This is a genomic window from Blautia sp. MSJ-9 (assembly GCF_018919065.1).
GTDB lineage: Bacteria > Bacillota > Clostridia > Lachnospirales > Lachnospiraceae > Blautia_A.
In genome coordinates this window covers 52068-72173 of the sequence record NZ_JAHLQG010000004.1, presented here as the reverse complement: position 1 = coordinate 72173, position 20106 = coordinate 52068, and the positions used below count along the sequence as shown (strand labels likewise).

Annotated in this window: 18 protein-coding genes and 1 other annotated feature; of the genes, 2 read left to right on the top strand and 16 right to left on the bottom strand. The window is 38.8% G+C overall.

Annotated features, from left to right (window positions below):
- Positions 1 to 56: 56 nt before the first annotated feature.
- The 6 genes from KQI87_RS01040 to KQI87_RS01015 all read right to left on the bottom strand — a co-directional run bounded on the left by KQI87_RS01040 (position 57) and on the right by KQI87_RS01015 (position 6135).
- On the bottom strand, positions 57 to 2156 hold the full coding sequence (locus KQI87_RS01040) for a right-handed parallel beta-helix repeat-containing protein (protein ID WP_216458527.1): 2100 nt from the start codon (positions 2154 to 2156) through the stop codon (positions 57 to 59).
- Positions 2157 to 2240: 84 nt separating this feature from the next.
- Positions 2241 to 2615, bottom strand: a complete 375-nt coding sequence (gene rplL / locus KQI87_RS01035; protein ID WP_019163102.1) for a 50S ribosomal protein L7/L12 — start codon at positions 2613 to 2615, stop codon at positions 2241 to 2243.
- A gap of 68 nt (positions 2616 to 2683) precedes the next feature.
- Positions 2684 to 3187 (bottom strand): 50S ribosomal protein L10, encoded by a 504-nt coding sequence (rplJ, locus tag KQI87_RS01030; RefSeq protein ID WP_216458526.1) that lies wholly within the window; start codon positions 3185 to 3187, stop codon positions 2684 to 2686.
- 41 nt (positions 3188 to 3228) lie between these two features.
- Positions 3229 to 3370, bottom strand: a sequence feature (ribosomal protein L10 leader region).
- Positions 3371 to 3509: 139 nt separating this feature from the next.
- Positions 3510 to 4139 carry a uracil phosphoribosyltransferase gene (gene upp / locus KQI87_RS01025; protein ID WP_216458525.1) on the bottom strand — a complete coding sequence of 210 codons (630 nt, stop codon included), beginning with the start codon at positions 4137 to 4139 and terminating at the stop codon, positions 3510 to 3512.
- Positions 4140 to 4336: 197 nt separating this feature from the next.
- The gene (locus tag KQI87_RS01020) at positions 4337 to 4519 is read right to left on the bottom strand and encodes a DUF6472 family protein (protein WP_117674964.1); all 183 of its coding nucleotides are present in this window, start codon (positions 4517 to 4519) and stop codon (positions 4337 to 4339) included.
- Positions 4520 to 4542: 23 nt separating this feature from the next.
- On the bottom strand, positions 4543 to 6135 hold the full coding sequence (locus KQI87_RS01015) for an AAA family ATPase (RefSeq protein WP_216458524.1): 1593 nt from the start codon (positions 6133 to 6135) through the stop codon (positions 4543 to 4545).
- Between the two features lie 130 nt (positions 6136 to 6265).
- Between KQI87_RS01015 and KQI87_RS01010 the strand changes: the two genes are divergently transcribed.
- The gene (locus tag KQI87_RS01010; RefSeq protein WP_216458523.1) at positions 6266 to 7360 is read left to right on the top strand and encodes an FAD:protein FMN transferase; all 1095 of its coding nucleotides are present in this window, start codon (positions 6266 to 6268) and stop codon (positions 7358 to 7360) included.
- A 228-nt stretch (positions 7361 to 7588) separates the two neighbouring features.
- Here KQI87_RS01010 and KQI87_RS01005 read toward each other — a convergent pair whose 3' ends face one another.
- From KQI87_RS01005 to KQI87_RS00965, 9 genes are all read right to left on the bottom strand, one after another.
- Positions 7589 to 8341 carry an SGNH/GDSL hydrolase family protein gene (locus KQI87_RS01005; RefSeq protein WP_216458522.1) on the bottom strand — a complete coding sequence of 251 codons (753 nt, stop codon included), beginning with the start codon at positions 8339 to 8341 and terminating at the stop codon, positions 7589 to 7591.
- Between the two features lie 126 nt (positions 8342 to 8467).
- Entirely contained in the window at positions 8468 to 8722 is a 255-nt protein-coding gene (locus tag KQI87_RS01000) for a kinase (protein WP_216458521.1), read from the bottom strand.
- Positions 8723 to 8885: 163 nt separating this feature from the next.
- Positions 8886 to 9809 carry a DMT family transporter gene (locus tag KQI87_RS00995; protein WP_216458520.1) on the bottom strand — a complete coding sequence of 308 codons (924 nt, stop codon included), beginning with the start codon at positions 9807 to 9809 and terminating at the stop codon, positions 8886 to 8888.
- A gap of 250 nt (positions 9810 to 10059) precedes the next feature.
- Positions 10060 to 10470, bottom strand: coding sequence for a hypothetical protein (locus tag KQI87_RS00990; RefSeq protein WP_216458519.1), 411 nt, complete (start codon positions 10468 to 10470; stop codon positions 10060 to 10062).
- A 56-nt stretch (positions 10471 to 10526) separates the two neighbouring features.
- Positions 10527 to 11183, bottom strand: a complete 657-nt coding sequence (locus KQI87_RS00985; RefSeq protein WP_216458518.1) for a hypothetical protein — start codon at positions 11181 to 11183, stop codon at positions 10527 to 10529.
- Between the two features lie 53 nt (positions 11184 to 11236).
- The gene (locus KQI87_RS00980; RefSeq protein ID WP_216458517.1) at positions 11237 to 13087 is read right to left on the bottom strand and encodes an Ig-like domain-containing protein; all 1851 of its coding nucleotides are present in this window, start codon (positions 13085 to 13087) and stop codon (positions 11237 to 11239) included.
- Between the two features lie 27 nt (positions 13088 to 13114).
- Positions 13115 to 13531: a hypothetical protein gene (locus KQI87_RS00975; protein WP_216458516.1), complete on the bottom strand. Its 417-nt coding sequence runs from the start codon at positions 13529 to 13531 to the stop codon at positions 13115 to 13117.
- Positions 13532 to 13831: 300 nt separating this feature from the next.
- On the bottom strand, positions 13832 to 14320 hold the full coding sequence (locus KQI87_RS00970; protein WP_216458515.1) for a DUF2798 domain-containing protein: 489 nt from the start codon (positions 14318 to 14320) through the stop codon (positions 13832 to 13834).
- 162 nt (positions 14321 to 14482) lie between these two features.
- Positions 14483 to 16183, bottom strand: a complete 1701-nt coding sequence (locus tag KQI87_RS00965) for an AAA family ATPase (protein WP_216458514.1) — start codon at positions 16181 to 16183, stop codon at positions 14483 to 14485.
- 220 nt (positions 16184 to 16403) lie between these two features.
- Between KQI87_RS00965 and KQI87_RS00960 the strand changes: the two genes are divergently transcribed.
- Positions 16404 to 18257: an ATP-dependent nuclease gene (locus KQI87_RS00960; protein WP_216458513.1), complete on the top strand. Its 1854-nt coding sequence runs from the start codon at positions 16404 to 16406 to the stop codon at positions 18255 to 18257.
- Between the two features lie 132 nt (positions 18258 to 18389).
- On the opposite strand, the gene KQI87_RS00955 is transcribed toward KQI87_RS00960, so the two are convergent.
- Positions 18390 to 20030, bottom strand: coding sequence for an AAA family ATPase (locus tag KQI87_RS00955; RefSeq protein ID WP_216458512.1), 1641 nt, complete (start codon positions 20028 to 20030; stop codon positions 18390 to 18392).
- Between the last annotated feature and the right edge of the window lie 76 nt (positions 20031 to 20106).

Here is a 20106-nt window from a genome sequence, read left to right as displayed (position 1 = left end):
GTAATGCTATTTTTTTCAATAACTCTTTTTTCTGTAATCCATATTTCCGGATCTGACTATTTTTCTGGCATTTTACTGTTCTTTATGCGAATACGGTTTGAGTTCCCATTTCCATCAAAGCTGTTGCTTTTATAACTGCTGATACGGGAATTGCTGAATTCTGCTGCGTATATTTTATTACTCCGAAAAGAATTTCCATCTACAGTAATCTCTTTTGAATTTGCAACACGCAGACCTGATTTCTTATTGGCGCCACAGATATTTCCCTGTACCCTGGATTTGTTACTCTTTACATTAAGTTCAATTCCATTCATACCATTTCCGGATGAAAAATTATCTGTTACATCTGCAGATTCACATTTCTGCAAAAGTATACCTCTTTCTTTATTTTTAAATGTGTAATTGCCATTAATGATACTTTTTCCTGTATGTTTTACAAATATACCATTCTTCGCATTTGCACTGATCTTATTTCTTTCAATCCGGCTTCCTGAAGCAAAACGGCCCACATAAATTCCATCCTTTTCAAATCCAGAAACTGCATTCCCATAAATCAGGCAGGATTTCCCGGAAGCATCTGTCCCGACCGCATAGATTCCATATCCGTTTCCACCGGAAATATTATTATAGGATAATCTGATATTACTGCCCTTGACCACACTGATTCCCATATTATTGTATGTATGATTTTCTGAAAGCTTTATGGTATTTCCTCTGCATGTACAGTTCTCGGCCAGCGAAATCTTAATTCCATCACAATTTCCGCTGATCGTATTATTTCTGGCAATAACACCACGTACAATATATCTTCCTACCGGCACTCCATTTGTAGCAGGACTGGCTGTATTCTCCGGATCATCATCCTCCGTTGGAATAATTTCTCCCGCAGATCCCTGCGATACCTCACCGGAAATCCAGATACCATATCCGTCCCACTGTTTATCGTCTATGACTGTCGGCTCCTTCACTGTGATCTGGTTGTCAGCGATCAGAATATTCTCTGCATACTGATTCCCTTCCGAAGATACCTCCTGCCCACTGGCTGTATGTGCATTTCTGGTATAAACGGAACGCACATAAACACCTCCGCCAACATCATTCATAGTGTTTCCTGTTACCACTGTATCCTGGTAGTTCAGGCACCATACTGCTCTCTTTTTCAGATTGGAGAACTGATTATCACAGATTGTGATGTTCTTATACGGTCTGTCGAACATCATACTGTGACTTCCGATTCCGGCAAATACATCTTCAAATGTGTTGTTCTTTATCACAATATTCTCACAGACACTTCCGTCATATGGCAGATAGCCTGGAAAAATTCTCGGCATGCATGCATCGATCTGAATGCATTCCTGACCACCACCTTCAAAATCCTTCCAGTAGCCCCGGAATGTACATCCAGTAACCTCTGCATTCTTTACCCCTGCAAACTCCAGAAAATGCGATTTGAGATTGTTAAGAAATGTGACATTCTTTATTGTAACATTTGTAGCGTGTCCGATTCGAAAACCAACAAAACCGCCAGAACCTTCTTTGTCCTCTACACATTCATAGTTCGCATCCCACGTTCCGCCTTCAATGGTTATGTTATGATAGCCGTCATAACCGCCCGCTGACGTCTGGGAATTTCCCAGACGGAGCAGAATTTCTTTCCGTGGAGAAATTTTGGTTATGATCGCCCCTTCTGCATACAGATAAATATTACTGTACATATGCAGAGTTCCCGTAAGTGTATAACTTCCGGCCGGTATAACAACCTTGCATGGTTTTTCATCGGATGCTTTCTCGCTGGCTTCTGTCAACAATGCGTTCAATTTCTCTGTGAGATCCTCTCCATCTTGTACATTCAGCACAAGTTCCTGCATATTTTTCTCAGACTGATCCGGATTTTCATCAGAAAAAGTTTCCACTTCTCCGTCTCCGAAGCCTTCGTCATCACCAAATTCTTCTGCTGATTCATTTTCCGCAGGATTCTCTGCTGACTGCACATCTGGGGCTGAGTCATCTCCGAAAGCCGCGACACCCTCTGATGAATCATCAAACAATTGTTCCTCTGATTGAGCAGCCTGTACGTCTGTGCCTGCATATGGGATCAGACAAAGCTGTACCGCCATAATGATACTGAATATTCCTGCTGCTTTTCTGTTCATCATCTGTAGTCCTCCAGCTCTGTAAAAAAAGCAGGAACACCAACGGCATTCCTGCTTGTAAATCTTCTATATATAATAGAAAGACAATTATTTAAGGTTAACCTTAGCGCCTTCAGCTTCAAGTTTTGTCTTGATGTCTTCAGCTTCTGCTTTGGATGCGCCTTCTTTAACAACCTTAGGAGCTCCGTCAACCATTTCTTTAGCTTCTTTAAGACCTAAGCCAGTTACTTCACGAACAACTTTGATAACTTTAACTTTGTTTGGTCCAACTTCTGCAAGTTCTACGTCGAACTCATCTTTTTCTTCAGCTGCTTCTCCAGCTGCTCCAGCTGCTGCTACTACAACACCTGCTGCTGCGGATACACCAAATTCTTCTTCACAAGCTTTTACTAAGTCGTTTAATTCTAATACAGATAATTCTTTGATTGCTGCAATAAATTCTTCTGTTGTTAATTTTGCCATTTTAATTTCCCTCCATATAATATTATTTTAGATTCGTTCTTTTTTGTGCCCTTAGGCGTTAATAAAAATTATTCAGCTGCTGCTTCAGAGCCGTTTTTCTCAGCGATCTGATTAAGCACACGAGCGAAGTTTGTAATCGGAGACTGGATGCTTCCAAGCAGTTTGCCAAGAAGTTCTTCTCTGGACGGGATTCCAGCCAGTGCCTGAATACCTGCCTGATCGTTGTAGTTTCCTTCAACGACACCTGCGATTAACTCTAAAGCCGGGTTCTTCTTTGCGAATTTATCAAGGATTCTTGCAGGAGCAGTTGCGTCTGTAGCAGAGATTGCCAGAGCGTTTGTTCCATGTAAGTGCTGGATAAGTTCTTCGCACTGAGTACCTTCGAATGCACGATGCATCATTGTGTTCTTGTATACTTTGTATACAACACCAGCTTCTCTTAATTCCTTACGTAAAGCAGTATCCTGTTCAACTGTAAGACCACTGTAGTTAACAAGTACTACAGATTCTGCCTCTTTCACGTTGTTGATGATTTCTTCTACGATCGGTTGTTTAAGTTCTACTTTTGCCATGAAATGGTACACCTCCTTATAGATTTTGTATACCGCTGCAAATGAGTAAAGAAAAAGCCTCACTGCATGACAGTAAGGCTTGCGTAATCTTTCATAAACATTAAAGAATACTTAGTCCTCGGTAGGCGTTTGCAACTTATGCCTTACGGCACCTACTGTCTTCGGCAGCGTTCTTACATAGAATAGCATACAAAAATATACTTGTCAAGCATTTTTCTGTGTTTTTTCAATTTTTTTAATATCTTTTAAAAACACATCTATGCTTTTTCGTTCCACTGCTTTTCCAGATACTATATTCCTATATGTTTTCAGAATTTTTAAATTACTTTGTCCCAAAAATTCTGTCACCGGCATCTCCAAGTCCCGGGCAGATATAAGCATGATCATTTAATTCTCGATCAAGGTGTCCACAGTAGATCTGGACATCCGGATGTGCTTCGTGGAGGCGTTTCAGTCCTTCCGGTGCTGCAATGATGCACATGAATTTGATATTCTTTCCACCTTGTTTCTTAACGAAGTCAATGGCTGCTTCTGCGGAACCGCCGGTTGCAAGCATCGGGTCTACAATGACTGCGATACGTTCATCAATAGATTCCGGAAGTTTGCAATAGTATTCATGCGGTTCATGTGTTTCAGGATCACGGTAAAGTCCTACGTGACCTACTTTGGCAGACGGCACAAGAGTAAGGATGCTGTTTACCATTCCAAGTCCAGCGCGGAGAACCGGAATAATTGCCAGTTTCTTGCCGGAGATCATTGGTGTCATGCAGGTTTCAATCGGAGTTTCTACTTCTACGTCTTCTACAGGAAGGTCTCTGAGGGCTTCGTATCCCATAAGGATTCCGATTTCCTCTACCAGTTTACGGAATTCATTTGTTCCTGTATTCTTGTTTCTCAGCATAGAAATTTTGTGCTGGATCAGCGGGTGGTCCATGATATAAACGTTTTCCATTATCTTGTTTCCTCTCTTCTCTTTATTGTATATTCATGTTACTGTCCACATGCTATTATTCCACTGAGGGATTGGGGCATGAGTATGTTCTGAATTGCTTATGCTCTTCGGTACATCTGGCAAATTGTACCGGTTTTGCTGTTCCCCTATTATAATGCATGAAAGCATTTTACAAAAGGGGAAATTTTTATGTTTTTCTACATCTGTTTACGTACGATACGGTATTCATCACCCATTTTGAAATATGGACACTGATGAAAATTTCCGGTAATAAACTTCACCATTTCATCCTCATCAAGATTTACCTCGCAGGTATAGCACTCGTAATCATCGTCATAACTGTAATTTACACAATATTCGCAGTTTACTGCATCGGACATAATCTGTTCCTCCTGTTCAAGTTCTAATATACCAACTGTTCAATCACACATGTATGTTCTTTCTCTTTTTTGTCATAATTAATCCCTGCCAGAAGCAGATTTCCATGATAATCTTTCAGTGCTTCTACATATTCTTTATTTTTTATCTGTGCAATCGCACCTTCTGCACTCTTGTCCCACTTTAATTCGATCACTACTGCCGGCTTATCTGCATACAATTTTCTTGGAATAAAACAGATATCAGCATAACCTTTTCCTGTGGGTAGTTCGCGTACTATCGTATAATATTCTCTTGCAAAATAAAATGCCAGATGTACCGTGCAGCTCAGAGAATTTTCATCATTATACTGCAAAATAGAAATTTCTTTATGTGCTTTGTCAATCCCCCTGGCTACCGCATCTCCATCCAGATTCCACAATGCTTCCAGCAATTTTCGTGACTCCTGTATAGACTCTGTCACTTCATGCCAGTCCATAGTTGTAATGGCATTTACATATTCCTGCGCTACTTCCCGGTCTGGAACAGATACCGTTTCAAGCTCACTGTCATAAGTCAGATATCCCAAATGCACAAGCAAAGTAAGAATATCATCCCTGTTTGCAAAGGTGGTCATATCATTACCGAAGGTGCCTATATTGATCCGGACGCTTCCACCTCCCAGCATTTCAATTACTGCATCTTTTAATCCATCCATATTTATCTGAATATAAATTTTGAGTGCTTCATATGTTTCTGTCTGATTCCAATAAGTTCCAAATTTATGACGAAGCATAGATTCTACAACGGATTTCGGATTATATATGGAATACTTTCGATCACCACTCTGGCTATGTGTAATAAGATGATAGCCATTATACCACGCTCTTGCTTCTTCAAAATTCATGGAATATTTTTCGCATAAACCTTTTACTTCCTGCTCTGTAAATCCGAAATATTCTGCCATATTTCCAGGATCCGTCATAGAATATTCCGTAAACATATTCAGCGCAGAATGAGAACCGTATTTCTTTATCGGAAGAATACCCGTCATATATGCCAGCGCTACATAAGCCTTATCCTTAAGCCAGGCTCTTAGAAAATCAAGATATTTTCTCTGCGATTCCTTATCTTCTTTATATTCTCTGAAAAGACAATCCCATTCATCAATCAGGATTACAAATGAATGTTTCGTACAGGTATAAATATCTTTCATTACCTGCACCAGATTTTCTTCATCCCGAAAACAAACCTGTTCATAGCATTCTTTCAGATCAAAAATAAGATATTTCTTCAACATCTGAAGCATTTCATCTATATTCTGTGATTCACTTAAGAATTCCTGCATATTTATCTTTAGTACATCATACTGATTCAAATGTTTATAAAATGATTCAGCTCTGCTGATCGCCAGACCAGCGAATAATTTTTCCGAATCTTCACCACGTTCATAATATGCTGCCAGCATATCTGCTGCCATGGATTTTCCAAATCTTCTCGGCCGGCTGATACAAATAAATTTCTGTTTGGTACGCAGAAGTGCATTTGTTTTATCGATCAGGCCGGTTTTATCTATATAGATTTCTGAATTAAGGCTTTCCTGAAACTCTATTGTTCCAGGATTTAAATAGCTTCCCATTTAAAATCTCCTTTCCGAAAAGATGGTTTTGTTCTCTCTTTTCTGATATACTAAAGCTTGTTCTTATAATGATAAATTATTTTCATTTAGAGGCTTGAGCCTCTCAGTTTTATAAAACGAGGTTACTTTTATGACATTATATCATATATCCATTAAAAAAATAATAAAACACTGTACTTTTTCCATACTGGTCACATCTCTGTTACTATCTTCAGCTGCTTTTTCCGGATGTTCTTTAAAAAATGCGACAGGAACTACAGATACGAAATCGCAGGAACCTATTTCCGCTACTGCGATCAAATTGAATACAGCTGTCACTGTTACTATCTATGATTCTCAGAACCGGGAGCTGCTCACGGAATGTATGAATCTGTGCGATAAATACGAAAAAATCTTCAGCCGTACTGCCAGTGACAGTGAACTGTATAAGTTAAATCACAGGGGACTTACACCTGTAAGTGGAACTAAGGATACTTTTCAGGTATCGGATTCTCTGGCGGAATTGATCAAGAAGGGTCTTTCCTATTCGGAATTATCTGAGGGGGCTTTTGATATTGCAATCGAGCCACTGACTTCTCTGTGGGATTTCACTGCTGAAAATCCGCAGGTGCCGGAGGATAAGCTAATCCAGGAGGCATTGTCAAAATGTGATTATCGAAATGTTTCTGTTAATGATAATAATGAAGTTACATTAAAAACGGATGATACTGCCATCGAACTTGGTGCGATTGCAAAAGGATATATCGCGGACCGTTTAAAAGATTATCTGGTTTCTCAGAATGTAAAGAGTGCGATCATTAATCTTGGCGGAAATGTTCTCTGTATCGGCGGAAAACCAGATGATTCTTCTTTTAAAATCGGGATTCAGAAACCATTTGCAGACCGCAGTGAGACCATTGCTGTTATGGATATTAAAGATAAATCCGTTGTTTCTTCCGGAGTTTACGAGAGATGCTTTGAGCAAGATGGGACTTTGTATCACCATTTGCTGAATCCTAAAACTGGATATCCTTATGATAACGGGTTGATCGCAGTTACAATCATTTCTGATCAGTCTGTAGATGGAGATGCACTGAGTACAACCTGTTTTGCGCTTGGACTTGAAAACGGGATGAAACTGGCAGAATCTTTAGATGACGTACAGGCATTCTTTGTGACTTCTGATTATGAAATTCATTATACAAAAGATTTCCAGAAAGAAATTACAGTTACGGAGACAGATTGATAATCCTGATAGTCGCTCAGTCAATAACCTTTTCCCTAAAATACATCGATAATTCAGGCAAAATTATATAGCAAAAACCGAAATTCACTTCATCAGTATACCAACAAAAAGATTTTTGAAGTAAAAATCTTTTAGGAAATCTTGTTGGTACACCAGGCCATAGTGAATTTCGGTTTTTAATATTGTACATATATCGCTTTATTCATTACTCTATTTAAAGAAACTCTATCATCCCCAAATTCCGCTTCTCTGCTCTTCCAGATGATCCAGAATATAATTATAAATATCTATGGATACACTATCCGGATAGTGTGTTCCGTCTACAGTTGAAAAACCATTAGACACCAGATGGGAGTAAATATCTATATAGGTAACGCCGATAAGATTTGCCTGCATTGCGGCATTAAAACTCTCAATTTCTGCGTTACTGCAATAAGGGTCGTTCTGTACCGGACCTACGGATACAAAGTAGGTCTGGGCTCCGCGGTTGGACCATTCGGCAGCTTTGGAATTGATATAGCTGATGTAGTTGTTTACCTGATAAAGGTCATTGACGCCCATCAGAATAATGACCGCAGTGTTGTCTTCTATCTGATCTTCTACCTGCGGTACGCCTGTAGATACCATCCAGTCATAGCCCATAGAAGAAAGACAGGACCAGACGCTGTCGTCATTTACTGCATCTCTGAGCCCTTCTGTTCTGGAGTCTCCGATGAATACAAGTTTGTCTGCGGAAATTGTATCTGGATGGTTTGGTTTGCTCAGGGTTCCCTGATCTGACGTATCTTGGTCTGCTGCCTCAGGAGTTGCTGTTGGCTCCGGTGTTGCCGTCGGTTCTGGTGTTGCTGTTGGTTTTGGTGTTGCAGTTGGCTTTGGTGTTGTCGTTGGCTTTGGTGTCGCTGTAACCGCCAAGGATGCAGGTCTTGGCGGACCCGCTACTTCCGCTGCATGGATTTCTGCTGCAGTAATATTTGAAAACATACAGATAGCTACAACACCTGTCATTATTACTATTTGTCTGATCCTACTTTTCTTCGTAATCTCCACTTCCCTTCAAGCAGATAATACAGAAATCATTGCCTGATTCCGTTAAGTTTACACAATCAATTACATTCCAGGCAGCATATCCGGCCATGAGAGGATTTCGTTGGAGATAGTTTCTTCATAATCTCCTTCTATGTCCTGGCTTCTGCCTGCTTCGAATACATTGGTTTCAGCGCCCCAGACACGGTCTTCATATTCCCATACGTGAAATTTCAGACCACGAAACATGAAGTCGAGACTTCCGCATCCATTCTCTTCTGTGTACTCATATTTTATGTTCTTTGTGTTTAACGCTTCCTGTACTTTTTGTAATCTCATTGGAAATACCTCCTACTGTTTATCTGCGCAGTCTCTGCTTCTATACTGGCAGTTTTTATTGTAAAAAATCATCCCCATGTGTACCCCATTACACACAGTTTATTATAGCATACTCTGTATAATAATGTGTAATTGTAAAACACCTTTTATTATCAGGTTTCGATTACCGGTTTTTCTTCGTCGGAATCGCCAGAATAATAATCGTAGCAATAACAAGCAGGGTTCCGATCAGATCCGGCGTGGTGAAGTTTACTTTCATCCAGAGAACCGTAAGAATCATGGAGGATACTGGCTCCATGCAGGCATACAGGCTGGCTTTTACAGAACCTATAAGTTTTACACCTGTCATATACAGGGAAAATCCTGCCATCGTTCCAAAAACAATTACAAATGCAAGTGCCGCAAACATTTCGGCATCTGCCTGAATCCCTTTAGCCGTCCATGGACGTGAAATAAGAGTCAGGGCAACACCGCCGATGGTCATTCCCCACGCCAGAATCAGAGGGGTATCATATTTCTTCTGGAGTCTGGCTGGTTCCAATGTATAAATAGCTACTGATACTGCAGAAGCAAGTCCCATGAGCAGAGCACGCCCGGAAAGTGCCAGACTTGTCGGATTTCCATGAGTTGCGATCAGAAATACTCCAATCACAGCAAGGATAACACCTGTAATTTCCTGCAAAGTCGGCATTCTTTTAGTGCGAAAACATACCCATATGACGATCAATGCAGGTCCAAGGTACTGAATAACCGTAGCAGTTCCTGCGTTGGACCATTCAATGGTCTGGAAATATGCATACTGGCATGGCAGCATCCCAAGCAGTCCATAAATGATCACATCACGTCTGTCTCGTTTACTTTTCCAGATTGCCAGGGTCTGCTCTCTGTCTGTAAGGAAATAATAACATAGCATCAGAAGTCCCGCTACTACCAGACGCACAGACACGAGCCACGGAGCTGTTACTCCTTTGTTTTGAAACATGTACTGTCCGCATACACCGGATACGCCCCAGAGGATCCCGCCTGCGATCGTTACAATGGTGCCTGTCACCATTTTGCTTTTCTCTCCATTCTTTTGTGGATTCATAAATTTTGTTCTCCTGCTATTTCTTCAAAATATCCTGAATCATATACCTCTGCTTCTCCACCCACCTGATTTAGCTGAGTAATCCGAATATCAACTTTGTTGAGTATAATCCCCTTGTTATCTGTTGTCAAGAAACACGCAGAATACCGCCAGCAGAGATATTTCTCTGAGGCGGCATTTGAAATTACCATATAATCTATAAATGAACAAGTTCCTCCAGTACTGTCCTATTCCCCTTCACCTTACCGTTTTACCACCATTTTACAGACACTTTTGTTTTTGACCATGGTCCATACTGTTTCTTTCCGTTTACAACCTTGTATGCTCTGACTCTGGCCTTGGACTTTTCAACAGTAGATCCTGCTTCTGTGTATGAACGTTTTTTGGTTAAAACATAGCGATATGAACTCCATGTTCCTTCTTTTGTCGATACTTTTACCTGATATCCTGAAGCTCCGGAAACTTTGTTCCATGTAATCGTATAAGCCACTCCATTCGCCTTAGGTGTGCTCCAGTTTCCATCCCATGTCTTCTTCCAGTTAGATACTGTAGGCGCTTTCAGATTTACTTTCGTGGCAGCGCTGGCAGACAATGGCTGAAAAGCAAAAATCACCATCAATATCAGACACCATAACATTCCCTTTTTCAGTACTTTTTTCATATCATAATACCTCCTTTAGATAAAAATATTCTCCTGTAATTACAAACTTCATAAAATTATTTTAAATATTTCGTTCTGTTTATGTTTGTATTCTTTTTTAATGCTTCCATTGCTATCTTTGACTTTTTAGACCCACCAGTTAACTTTTTTACCTCTTTTGCAAATTGCGTTTTCGAGATTTCTTTACTGTCATCCGGTCTTATATTTGATTTAAAAAACTTATAATAGGATTTTACTCCAACAGTCGATGTATTGAAACTTAACTTTTGAGTTAACTTGGTTCCTGAAAATTTCATATATTTATCTACTTCAGTTCTGTGAACATATCTGTCTATAAGAATTCCCTTTTTCTTATAATAATAAAGATCTCCGTTCATATCAATATTACTTACAAACTGTAATTTTCCATTTTTATAAGTATATAATAATGCAAACCCTGCCTGTTGCCGTACCGCAGAGCTCATAATGATAAGTTCCGGAACTGAATCATTATCAATATATGCCGTTGTAAAAGATAATGTATCCGCAGGAACTGCTGTGTAATATAAATTATTTCCCCATGGAATTGTTTTTTGTGATAACAACTTATTGTACGCTTTTAGCGCCTGTGTTTTTGCTGTTGCTGCCTGTACTTTATAAGGTAATGTTGGAATAGATATTGCCAATAATATCGCCATTATAAACGCCAGATATTTAGTTACCACTTTCTTCATACCGTTGCCTCCCTGCTTGTCTATATTTAATATTATTTTCTGAAACAGTCATTTTATTGCGCAAGCCATTTTTTCATCTTATTCAGATTACTGAATACTTTTGTATTGGAACTCTGGATGCCTGTTCTGATATTTGACAGCAAATCTCCATTAGCATTTGTCACACTTGCCTTGGCAACTTCATAGCATCCTAAACAGCTCCAGATACCTTTAGAATCCTGATACATTCTCCAACTTCTTAATCCACTTCCAATATTAATTCCATCTGCCACTATTTGGCCCTTATATGCCGCATAAACTGAAAGCTTTGCACTAGTTACATTCGTTCCTTTAAAGGCAATCGTTCGATAATAATAATTTCCACGTTTCTGAAGATATACTGCACACTTTTCAATGACTGCATCATCATTTACTACAACTCTCTGTCCCTGCTCATCAATAGTTATTATAGAATACTCTGTTTTATACAATGTCGGTTTAAAAGTAAAATATGTAGAATACACTGGATGCTTTGACTTCTTTACTGTGATCACGCACTTTGCAGACACTCCATCAGCAGATGCCGAAACTGTTACTTTTCCGGCTTTCTTCGCTTTTACCACACCCTCGGAAGATACCGATGCTACAGAAGAATTGCTACTTTTCCATATTATGGAAGAGTTACTCCCCTTAACAGTAGCTTTTAACTGAAGCTTCTCGCCTGTATAAATAGTCACTTTTGTTTTATTAAGTGTAATCTTAGGTTTTACCGTGACTTTGCAGGTAACAGTTGTATCATTTAATTCTGCGGTAATTATTGTACTTCCCACCAATTTTGCAGTGACTTTTCCCTTGCTGTTTACAGAAGCAACAGATGAATCAGAGCTGCTCCAAGTAGCAGTTTTTGTTACGCCATTTACCATCGCATTCAACTGGTACGTATTTCCTGCTGTTAACGTCAGAGAGGTCTTGTTGATAGTTGTTTTTGTAATATTATCTGCAATATTGTCAAAAACATGATCCAGATCTGCCGGGTCCTGGATTACGAAGTACTTGTCCTTAGATGCCAGATCCTTCATCAGACGCTTTCCAAATTTTAGATCGTTCCCCTTAGAATTATGGAAAAATCCAAGTGCATAAACAAAATAGTTCTTATTCTTTGAAACTTTTGCAGTATTATACGCTGCATTTGCATAACCATACCATTTATGATCACTGGAATTATATCTGCCAGAAGCTGTCAGCTTTCCTACAGTTGGAAGACCATCAGAACACAAAACAATATTTTTTAAAACAGTTCCACTTTTATTCACACCATTAAGCAGATTATCAGCAATTGTCAATGCCGCATTCATGTTTGTGTGTCCATTCACTGTGATAGAACTGATGCGTTGATCCAGAACACTATAATTATCTGTAAAATTCTGTACCAGTATCGGAGAGCTGTTCAATGCAACTACTGCCACATAGTTATTTCCTTCCGTAGATAATACTTTCTGGCAAAAACGTTTGGCCGCTGTCTTCTGTCCGCTTGCCGGAGTTCCCTTCATACTTCCTGATGCATCCAATATCAGGACATTATAACGGCTGGTAGTGCTGACTGTTTTCTTCAGAACAGACACCAGACATTCTATTGTAGAACCATTTACCATAGCTGTGATTACTGCGGAACCAGCTGCCTTTCCTGTTACAAGACCCGCCTGATTTACTTCTGCTACGGAAGAGTCTGAACTTCCCCATGCAGCATTCTGTTCAACTCCATTGACTGTCACACTTAATTGATAATTTTCACCAGATTTAATAGTAATGCTATCTTTATTAATCTGAACCGTTCCTTCTGCAAAAACCGGTAACACATTACCCAGAAGCATAACAAATGCTAAAATAACTGCCAGACAACTTTTTCTTACTTTTATCTTATTCATTCTTTCTTTTCCTCTTCCCTTAATGTTTTACCACCATTTTACAGACACTTTTGTTTTTGACCATGGTCCGTACTGTTTCTTTCCGTTTACAACCTTGTATGCTCTGACTCTGGCCTTGGACTTATCCATGCTGGAACCAGCTATCGAATAAGAACATTTCTTAGTTAAAGTAAAATAATACTTGGTCCATACTCCACTTTCCTTTAGAGAATACTTAACCTGATATCCCGATGCTCCTGCAACTTTCTTCCAGGTAATCGTATACTCTACTCCATCCGACTTAGGCGTGTTCCAGCTTCCATCCCATGTCTTCTTCCAATTAGATACCGTAGGTGCTTTCAGGTTTGCTTTCTTCGTAGCAGCGCTGGCAGATAGTGACTGAAATGTTAAAACAAGCATCAAAATCAGGCACCATAGCATCCCCTTTTTCATTACTTTTTTCATAGCATTTTCCTCCCTTGTATTCTTTATATTTTAAGAATATCCTCCCTTTCTTATTCTGTCAACAAAGTAATTTTTTAACAATTTTCTAAATTTTATACAACAGACAATATCCTAAAATTCTCCTGTCATTTCATTTGGAATAGTTCCACTGAAAAATCCCTTTTTACATCCTGGTAGAAAATTACTATGTAGCGTTTCTCTATGAAGCCACAAAAAAAGCAGCACCCTGAAAATCCAGAACACTGCTTTTATTAAACGGACAAAAAAACGTCCACTTCTTTATTCAATTAAGTAACTATCTTATTCTGCAGAAACTGCTGCTTTTTCCTTTTCCGAGAAAAGTTTTCCGAATACGAATCTTACAAACGGACCTGCGTAAAAGATCTGCCAGAAGAATGCCATCGGGAAGTTCATTGCTGTTGTCTGAAGCCATGTCGGAATGATCTGGCTTACTGGTGCGTGTTTGATCAGTACAGTTGCTGCAAAACTCATACACGGGCACATAAATGCTACGGACACTGCTGAAATTGCAAGTACAAGGTGGAATGGATTGTCTCTTCTCATATCCACAATGCCAAACGCAACCTTCTTTGCAAGACCACCGACGATAAAGAAATCAAGAACAAATGCGATCGGTCCCATGAATGCTAATTCATGAAAAGCTAACAGAAATGTCTCATTTGCCATTGTTCCTGTATTCAGTACAATGTTGTAGCAGATCATGGCATAAACCATTACAAACACCATGATAATTGTAAAAATAACTTCCTGAAACTTGTTTTTAGGCATAAAAAATCCTCCTTAGATAGTATGTGAATAACATAAATTAGAGATTTGTGTTGTTCATAACCATCCAGGAGGATGTACCGTTTCCAATAAAACCAAATATCTGTTTCTTAAATTTACCGTTGGTTATTATACGAATTACAGATGAAAAAGTCAAGAACTTTTTCATTCTCCACATATCAATATTTTCTTCCCTTTAAAGGCAAATCCGTACATTTTTATATTCTCTTTTACAATCCCCGCCTCAAGCAGTTCAGCGGCATAATTTTTCTCTTTTATCTGCTTCAGAGCATTCTTAACTGTATCTTCCAGAACAGTTTCCTTATTCGGATTAAAAACTTTAAATTCCAGAATCATAGCTTTTTTTCGTATATCTCTCGGTTTCAGAACTACATCATATCTGCCGAATCCACTCTCACGATTCGATTTTACCTCATACTGGTCTATCAGTTCTACCATCAAACCAAGTACAAATCCATGATAAAAGCGCTCTGGTTCTGACTGTTCAGAAGGTTTTTTCCCCACATCAAATGTGCTGAATATACGCTGAGATACACGGTTCATATAAGCATTCATTGCTTCTGTATCATCGTTCAAAAGAGCTTTGATAAAAGCATTATAGTCCCCTGACGCCTGTGCGAACCATCCCCGGACGATATTTGCAAACGTAACTCTGACCTCAAAATTTGTCAGTTCCAGTTCATATAGCTGTTTCCAGCTTCCAAACTGCGAAGCATCTATCCAATGTCGTTTTACCTTCAGATATCCGCTGGCTACCAGAAGCGCCCAGATTGCATCTTCATCCAGATCCAGTTGTCCATATACAATCTGCTCATCCAGTTCTGTTATAATGGAGTCCCCTCTGAGAAGTGTCTCAAAAGCTTCTTTTGTCTGTACGTTTCCTTCCCTTATCACAGTTCCGGCAAGACTGTTGCTGCTGGTATTTGCCCAGTATGGTGCCACCTTTTTCTTATCCAGATAATTGATGATTGACCACGGATTATAAATATCCTTCTTATTGCCAAAAGTAAATCCATCATACCATTGTTTCACTTCCGCTTTTCTCTCGTCAAGTCCATATTCATCTAATGCCTGTACTACTTCTGCTTCTGTAAATCCAAACTTATCTGCATATTTCTCAGAAGTAGTTGTAACAACTTCCAGATTGTTCAGATCAGAAAAAATAGATTCTTTACTTACTCTGGTAATACCTGTCATAATTGCGCGTTCCAGATATGGATTCGTTTTAAAAGTGGAATTAAATAAAACACGTATAAAAGAAACAATCTTATCCCAATATCCATTCACATAAGCTTCCTGCATGGGAGTATCATACTCATCCAGTAAAATAATTACTTTTTGTTTATAATATCTGGACAGAAAATCTGACATTTTATGAAGAGATATCGTCGCATCCGTTTCACTCATATCAGTAGATATATTCATGAAATAACGCTTTTCCTCTTCCTCGAGCAATCCACTTTTCAGCAGAAACTGATTTTTATTATAAACGTCTATCAGGATACGATAAATACTCTCTCTTGCCTGTTCAAACGTATTCTCTTTTACGCTCGCAAAACTGATAAAAATAACCGGATATTTCCCCTGCAATTCTCTGTATTTTTCATCTTTCCATACATCCAGTCCTTCAAAAAGCTCCGACCGTCCTGCATATTCAACAGAAAAAAATTTTTCCAGCATACTCATATTTAACGTCTTTCCAAAACGCCGTGGACGGGCAATGAGAGTTACAGCATCTTCATTTTCCCACCATTCACGTATCAGACTTGTTTTATCTATATAAAAAGTATTCTTCATTCTTACTGTTTCATAATCCTGATGTCCAATTCCAACAGTCCGTGCCATAATACACACCTTCTTTCTCAGAATTCCATATATTTAGATTATACAGAAATCTATTACTCTTCATACATTTTCCGCTCTGTATCCGTCAAATATAGTTTCGCACTATATTTTCTATTGTGATAGAATTATGATAACATGAAATTTTTTTACCGTAAACATTACTTAATTGATATTTTTGAATAAAATCTCAACAGCATTTCCAGAAAAAGGAGGAAATCATATGCGCATTCAGGAACTTCATATCAAAAATTTCCGCTACATTCGCAATCTTGAAATCCGTGATATAGAGAATGCTTTGATACTGGTCGGCAAAAATAACGTAGGAAAAACCGCAGTTCTCAGCGCACTTTGTGCAGTGGGCGGACAATACGAAATTACGGAAACGGATTTTAACGAAAAGAAACAAAATATAGAGATTGATATTGCACTGGAAATCACGCAGGAAGACTTAGAACTTCTTCACAGACTCCGCAGAGTCAGTTCCTATCGAAGAATGGAGATTTGGATGAGGGAATTTCAGAAAAAACTTCCATCCTATAAAGATAACATACTGACATTTTCTTATATTGTAAATTACAACGGGCGCATCCGGCTGTCAGATGGATACCATAAAAACAATCCTGTCATCCGTGAAGTTTTTCCGAAGATTTATTATCTGGACAGCCAGCGTGATCTGAGTGGGATTCAGGACAGCCTGCTGTCCTTTATGGAGGATGACCTGCTAAATCAGATGCGTGCGGACTGCTGCCTTTTTGACCGTTCCAAGAAATGCAATCATTGCTTCTCCTGCATCGGACTGATCAATCAGAAAATGCCATCACAGTTAAATGCCTTTGAGGCTGAAAAGCTTCTGGAATATAAACTGTATCAGTTGAACCTTGACAGCTTTTCCCAGCGGGTCAATGAAAACTTTCATAAAAACGGTGGCACATCCGGAACCGTATGTTATGAACTGACCTGCAATACAGACAGAATCTTTCAGGTAAATGCCTACCTTGAAGCCAAAGAATCCCACGGACCAGAAGATATTTCTTCTCTTGGAAAAGGAATGCGCAGTATTTATCTGCTTTCATTGCTGGAGGCTTATCTGGAAGACGAAGAACGTGTCCCCGGAATGCTTCTTATGGAAGACCCGGAAATTTTTCTGCATCCTACCTTGCAGAAGAAATCCAGCGAAATTCTGTACAGACTTTCCAGAAAAAGTCAGGTTATTTTTACAACACATTCTCCGAATCTGCTCTTTCAGTTCAACAGCAGACAGATCCGTCAGATGGTTCTGGATGAAAATGGATATTCTGTGATCCGCAGTCACACAAATCTTTCTGCGATCCTCGATGATCTGGGATTCACTGCCAGTGACCTTCTGAATGTCAGCTTTGTTTTTATTGTGGAAGGAAAACAGGACAAAAGCCGACTGCCGCTGCTTCTGGAAAAATATTATTCTGAGATTTATGACCAGAACGGAAACCTGTCCAGAATTTCCATTATTTCCACCAACAGTTGTACCAACATCAAAACCTATGCCAATCTCAAATATATCAACCAGACATATCTGCGAGATAATTTCCTGATGATCCGGGATGGAGATGGAAAAGATGCTGAGGAGCTGGCATCCTCCCTGTGCAGGTATTATGAAGCCCGTAACCAGGAAGATATGGACAGACTGCCACGTGTAACCCGGGATAATGTTCTGATCCTGAAGTATTATTCCTTCGAAAATTATTTCCTTGATCCGAAGGTAATGGCAAAAATCGGAGTGGTAAAAAGCGAGGAAAATTTCTACGAAATTCTGCTGGAAAAGTGGAAAGAGTATCTGTATAAGTTAAAAAGCGGTCAACATCTCACTGGAATGATCGGCCATTCTCTCTCAGATACTGAAGACATCCGACAGCATATGGAAGAAATCCGTATCTGCCTTCGTGGACACAATCTTTACGATATTTTCTACGGAAGATACCGTAAAAACGAAACCGAAATTCTCAAAGCTTATATAGAAGAAGCACCGCGGGATACCTTTAAAGATATTCTGGATGTAATTGACCGGTTTGTGTATTTTGAGAACAGGAAAAAGTAGCAACAATGTCCCGTATATTTTCTTATGAATTTTTTTAATTTTCTTCTTAAAATATAAAGTATAAAGTTCTGAAAATGGGGGTAGCTCTTTCCTGAAATACTCAGAAATTACCCCCATTTTATATTTATGCTTTCATATATTCTTTTGCTTTTTTAATGTAACCGCTTTACACTGATGTTCTTTCGTCTTTTTGTTATATCCGATTCCTACTGCGAGAATCTCTCCTGTATATTTTTCTTTTTCTCCCAGTTTTCCCTGAAAACGCAGGCTATATTTTTTATCTATAATCTGCTGAATTGCCTCTTCTGCAGTATGATCTACTTTTAATTCCAGAATAATGCCTGTGTCTGCCGGATTTTCAGGATAAAAAATGAAATCTACAAATCCAAGTCCTGCTTTATCTTCTCTCTCCACACGATATCGGTCTCTGGCAGACAGATATACCAGATTTACAATGGAAGACAGTTCCACTTCATTATTGTAGGAAAGTATCGGAGTCTCCGTATTATGAGCATATGCCAGAATTTCTTCCATTGTAGAAGCATCTTTATTCAACGTTGCCTGAAGCATACGTTCAGATTCTTTCGCCAGATTATATACATATCCCAGTGAGGATTCCTTTTGAAGCATTTCATCAAATTTGTCCATCAGTTCTTTATTAGGAATATAAACTTTCCCCTGATAATAGCTCAAGAAACCATACACTACCATGGCTGACAAAATTTCTTCTCTGGTTGTCAGATTCATCGATGTAGCCGCATATTCCTTTATCCTAGCAGGAACTCCCTCACCGGATATCATAATTGCAAGATCTTTCCTCACCTCTGCCACATTATGCTTTACATAATAGAAAATCTCATCATAAGGTCCAGAACTCGTCCAATAACTGTCAAGATTATTATTGCTCAGAGAAGCTGCTACAGATCTTGGATTATACATTTTTTCTCCATTTTTGGCATAATATCCGTCATACCATGTTTCCAAACCTTCTCTTGTCACGTAAGGAATCTTCTTTTCACTCTGACACATTTCCAGATACCTTTTGTAAAGTATATCCACTTCTGATTCAGTAAATCCAAAGTCATCACTGAATTTCTCTTCCGAAGCCATTGTATATTCGATAAACATATTTAGCTCAGAACCACTGGAATACTTGGATATTGGAAGGATTCCAGTCATATAAGACATTGAAACATAAGCATGATCTTTCAAAAGATTGCTTAGAAAAGATATATAACTCTGCCTATCTCCCTGCGTAACGAAATTTTTATGAAAAATACAATCCCATTCATCAAAAATAAAAATAAATTTCTGCCCATTATATTCGTCAAAAATACTTTCCAAAATATCCCATAATGAATCTTCCGGATATATTTCTATCTCAGGATATGCTTTTAAAAGATCCCTTTTTAAACGTTCTTCGATACGACTAATATATTCCTCATAAGATTTACAATTTCCCGGCATTTTACTGAAATCAATATAAATTACATTATACTGATTCAAATATTTTCTGTAATCTTTATCCCTTGCAATCTGCAGTGTATCAAAAATATCACTACTGTCAGCACCCTTGCTAAAAAATGCGCCGATCATATTCGCCATAACCGTTTTTCCAAATCGTCTTGGACGGGTAATACATACATGCGCATTCCCCTGTTCCGCCAGTGGCATCAGCTCTCTTAACAATTTAGATTTATCTACAAAGTAAGGTCTGGTATATTCACTTTTGTATAAAGAATAAGGGGAACTGCTGTTTAAATATATTCCCATACTGCCACCTCACAATCCAAAACAGTTTTCTGTTGCATTTTCTTCTAATGAAATAATGATAACATGAAACCATTTT

Coding starts and splice junctions, on each gene's coding strand:
- KQI87_RS01040 (WP_216458527.1), bottom strand. CDS start 2,156: ATGATGAACAGAAAAGCAGCAGGAATATTCAGTATCATTATGGCGGTA.
- rplL (WP_019163102.1), bottom strand. CDS start 2,615: ATGGCAAAATTAACAACAGAAGAATTTATTGCAGCAATCAAAGAATTA.
- rplJ (WP_216458526.1), bottom strand. CDS start 3,187: ATGGCAAAAGTAGAACTTAAACAACCGATCGTAGAAGAAATCATCAAC.
- upp (WP_216458525.1), bottom strand. CDS start 4,139: ATGGAAAACGTTTATATCATGGACCACCCGCTGATCCAGCACAAAATT.
- KQI87_RS01020 (WP_117674964.1), bottom strand. CDS start 4,519: ATGTCCGATGCAGTAAACTGCGAATATTGTGTAAATTACAGTTATGAC.
- KQI87_RS01015 (WP_216458524.1), bottom strand. CDS start 6,135: ATGGGAAGCTATTTAAATCCTGGAACAATAGAGTTTCAGGAAAGCCTT.
- KQI87_RS01010 (WP_216458523.1), top strand. CDS start 6,266: ATGACATTATATCATATATCCATTAAAAAAATAATAAAACACTGTACT.
- KQI87_RS01005 (WP_216458522.1), bottom strand. CDS start 8,341: ATGTTTTCAAATATTACTGCAGCAGAAATCCATGCAGCGGAAGTAGCG.
- KQI87_RS01000 (WP_216458521.1), bottom strand. CDS start 8,722: ATGAGATTACAAAAAGTACAGGAAGCGTTAAACACAAAGAACATAAAA.
- KQI87_RS00995 (WP_216458520.1), bottom strand. CDS start 9,809: ATGAATCCACAAAAGAATGGAGAGAAAAGCAAAATGGTGACAGGCACC.
- KQI87_RS00990 (WP_216458519.1), bottom strand. CDS start 10,470: ATGAAAAAAGTACTGAAAAAGGGAATGTTATGGTGTCTGATATTGATG.
- KQI87_RS00985 (WP_216458518.1), bottom strand. CDS start 11,183: ATGAAGAAAGTGGTAACTAAATATCTGGCGTTTATAATGGCGATATTA.
- KQI87_RS00980 (WP_216458517.1), bottom strand. CDS start 13,087: ATGAATAAGATAAAAGTAAGAAAAAGTTGTCTGGCAGTTATTTTAGCA.
- KQI87_RS00975 (WP_216458516.1), bottom strand. CDS start 13,531: ATGAAAAAAGTAATGAAAAAGGGGATGCTATGGTGCCTGATTTTGATG.
- KQI87_RS00970 (WP_216458515.1), bottom strand. CDS start 14,320: ATGCCTAAAAACAAGTTTCAGGAAGTTATTTTTACAATTATCATGGTG.
- KQI87_RS00965 (WP_216458514.1), bottom strand. CDS start 16,183: ATGGCACGGACTGTTGGAATTGGACATCAGGATTATGAAACAGTAAGA.
- KQI87_RS00960 (WP_216458513.1), top strand. CDS start 16,404: ATGCGCATTCAGGAACTTCATATCAAAAATTTCCGCTACATTCGCAAT.
- KQI87_RS00955 (WP_216458512.1), bottom strand. CDS start 20,030: ATGGGAATATATTTAAACAGCAGTTCCCCTTATTCTTTATACAAAAGT.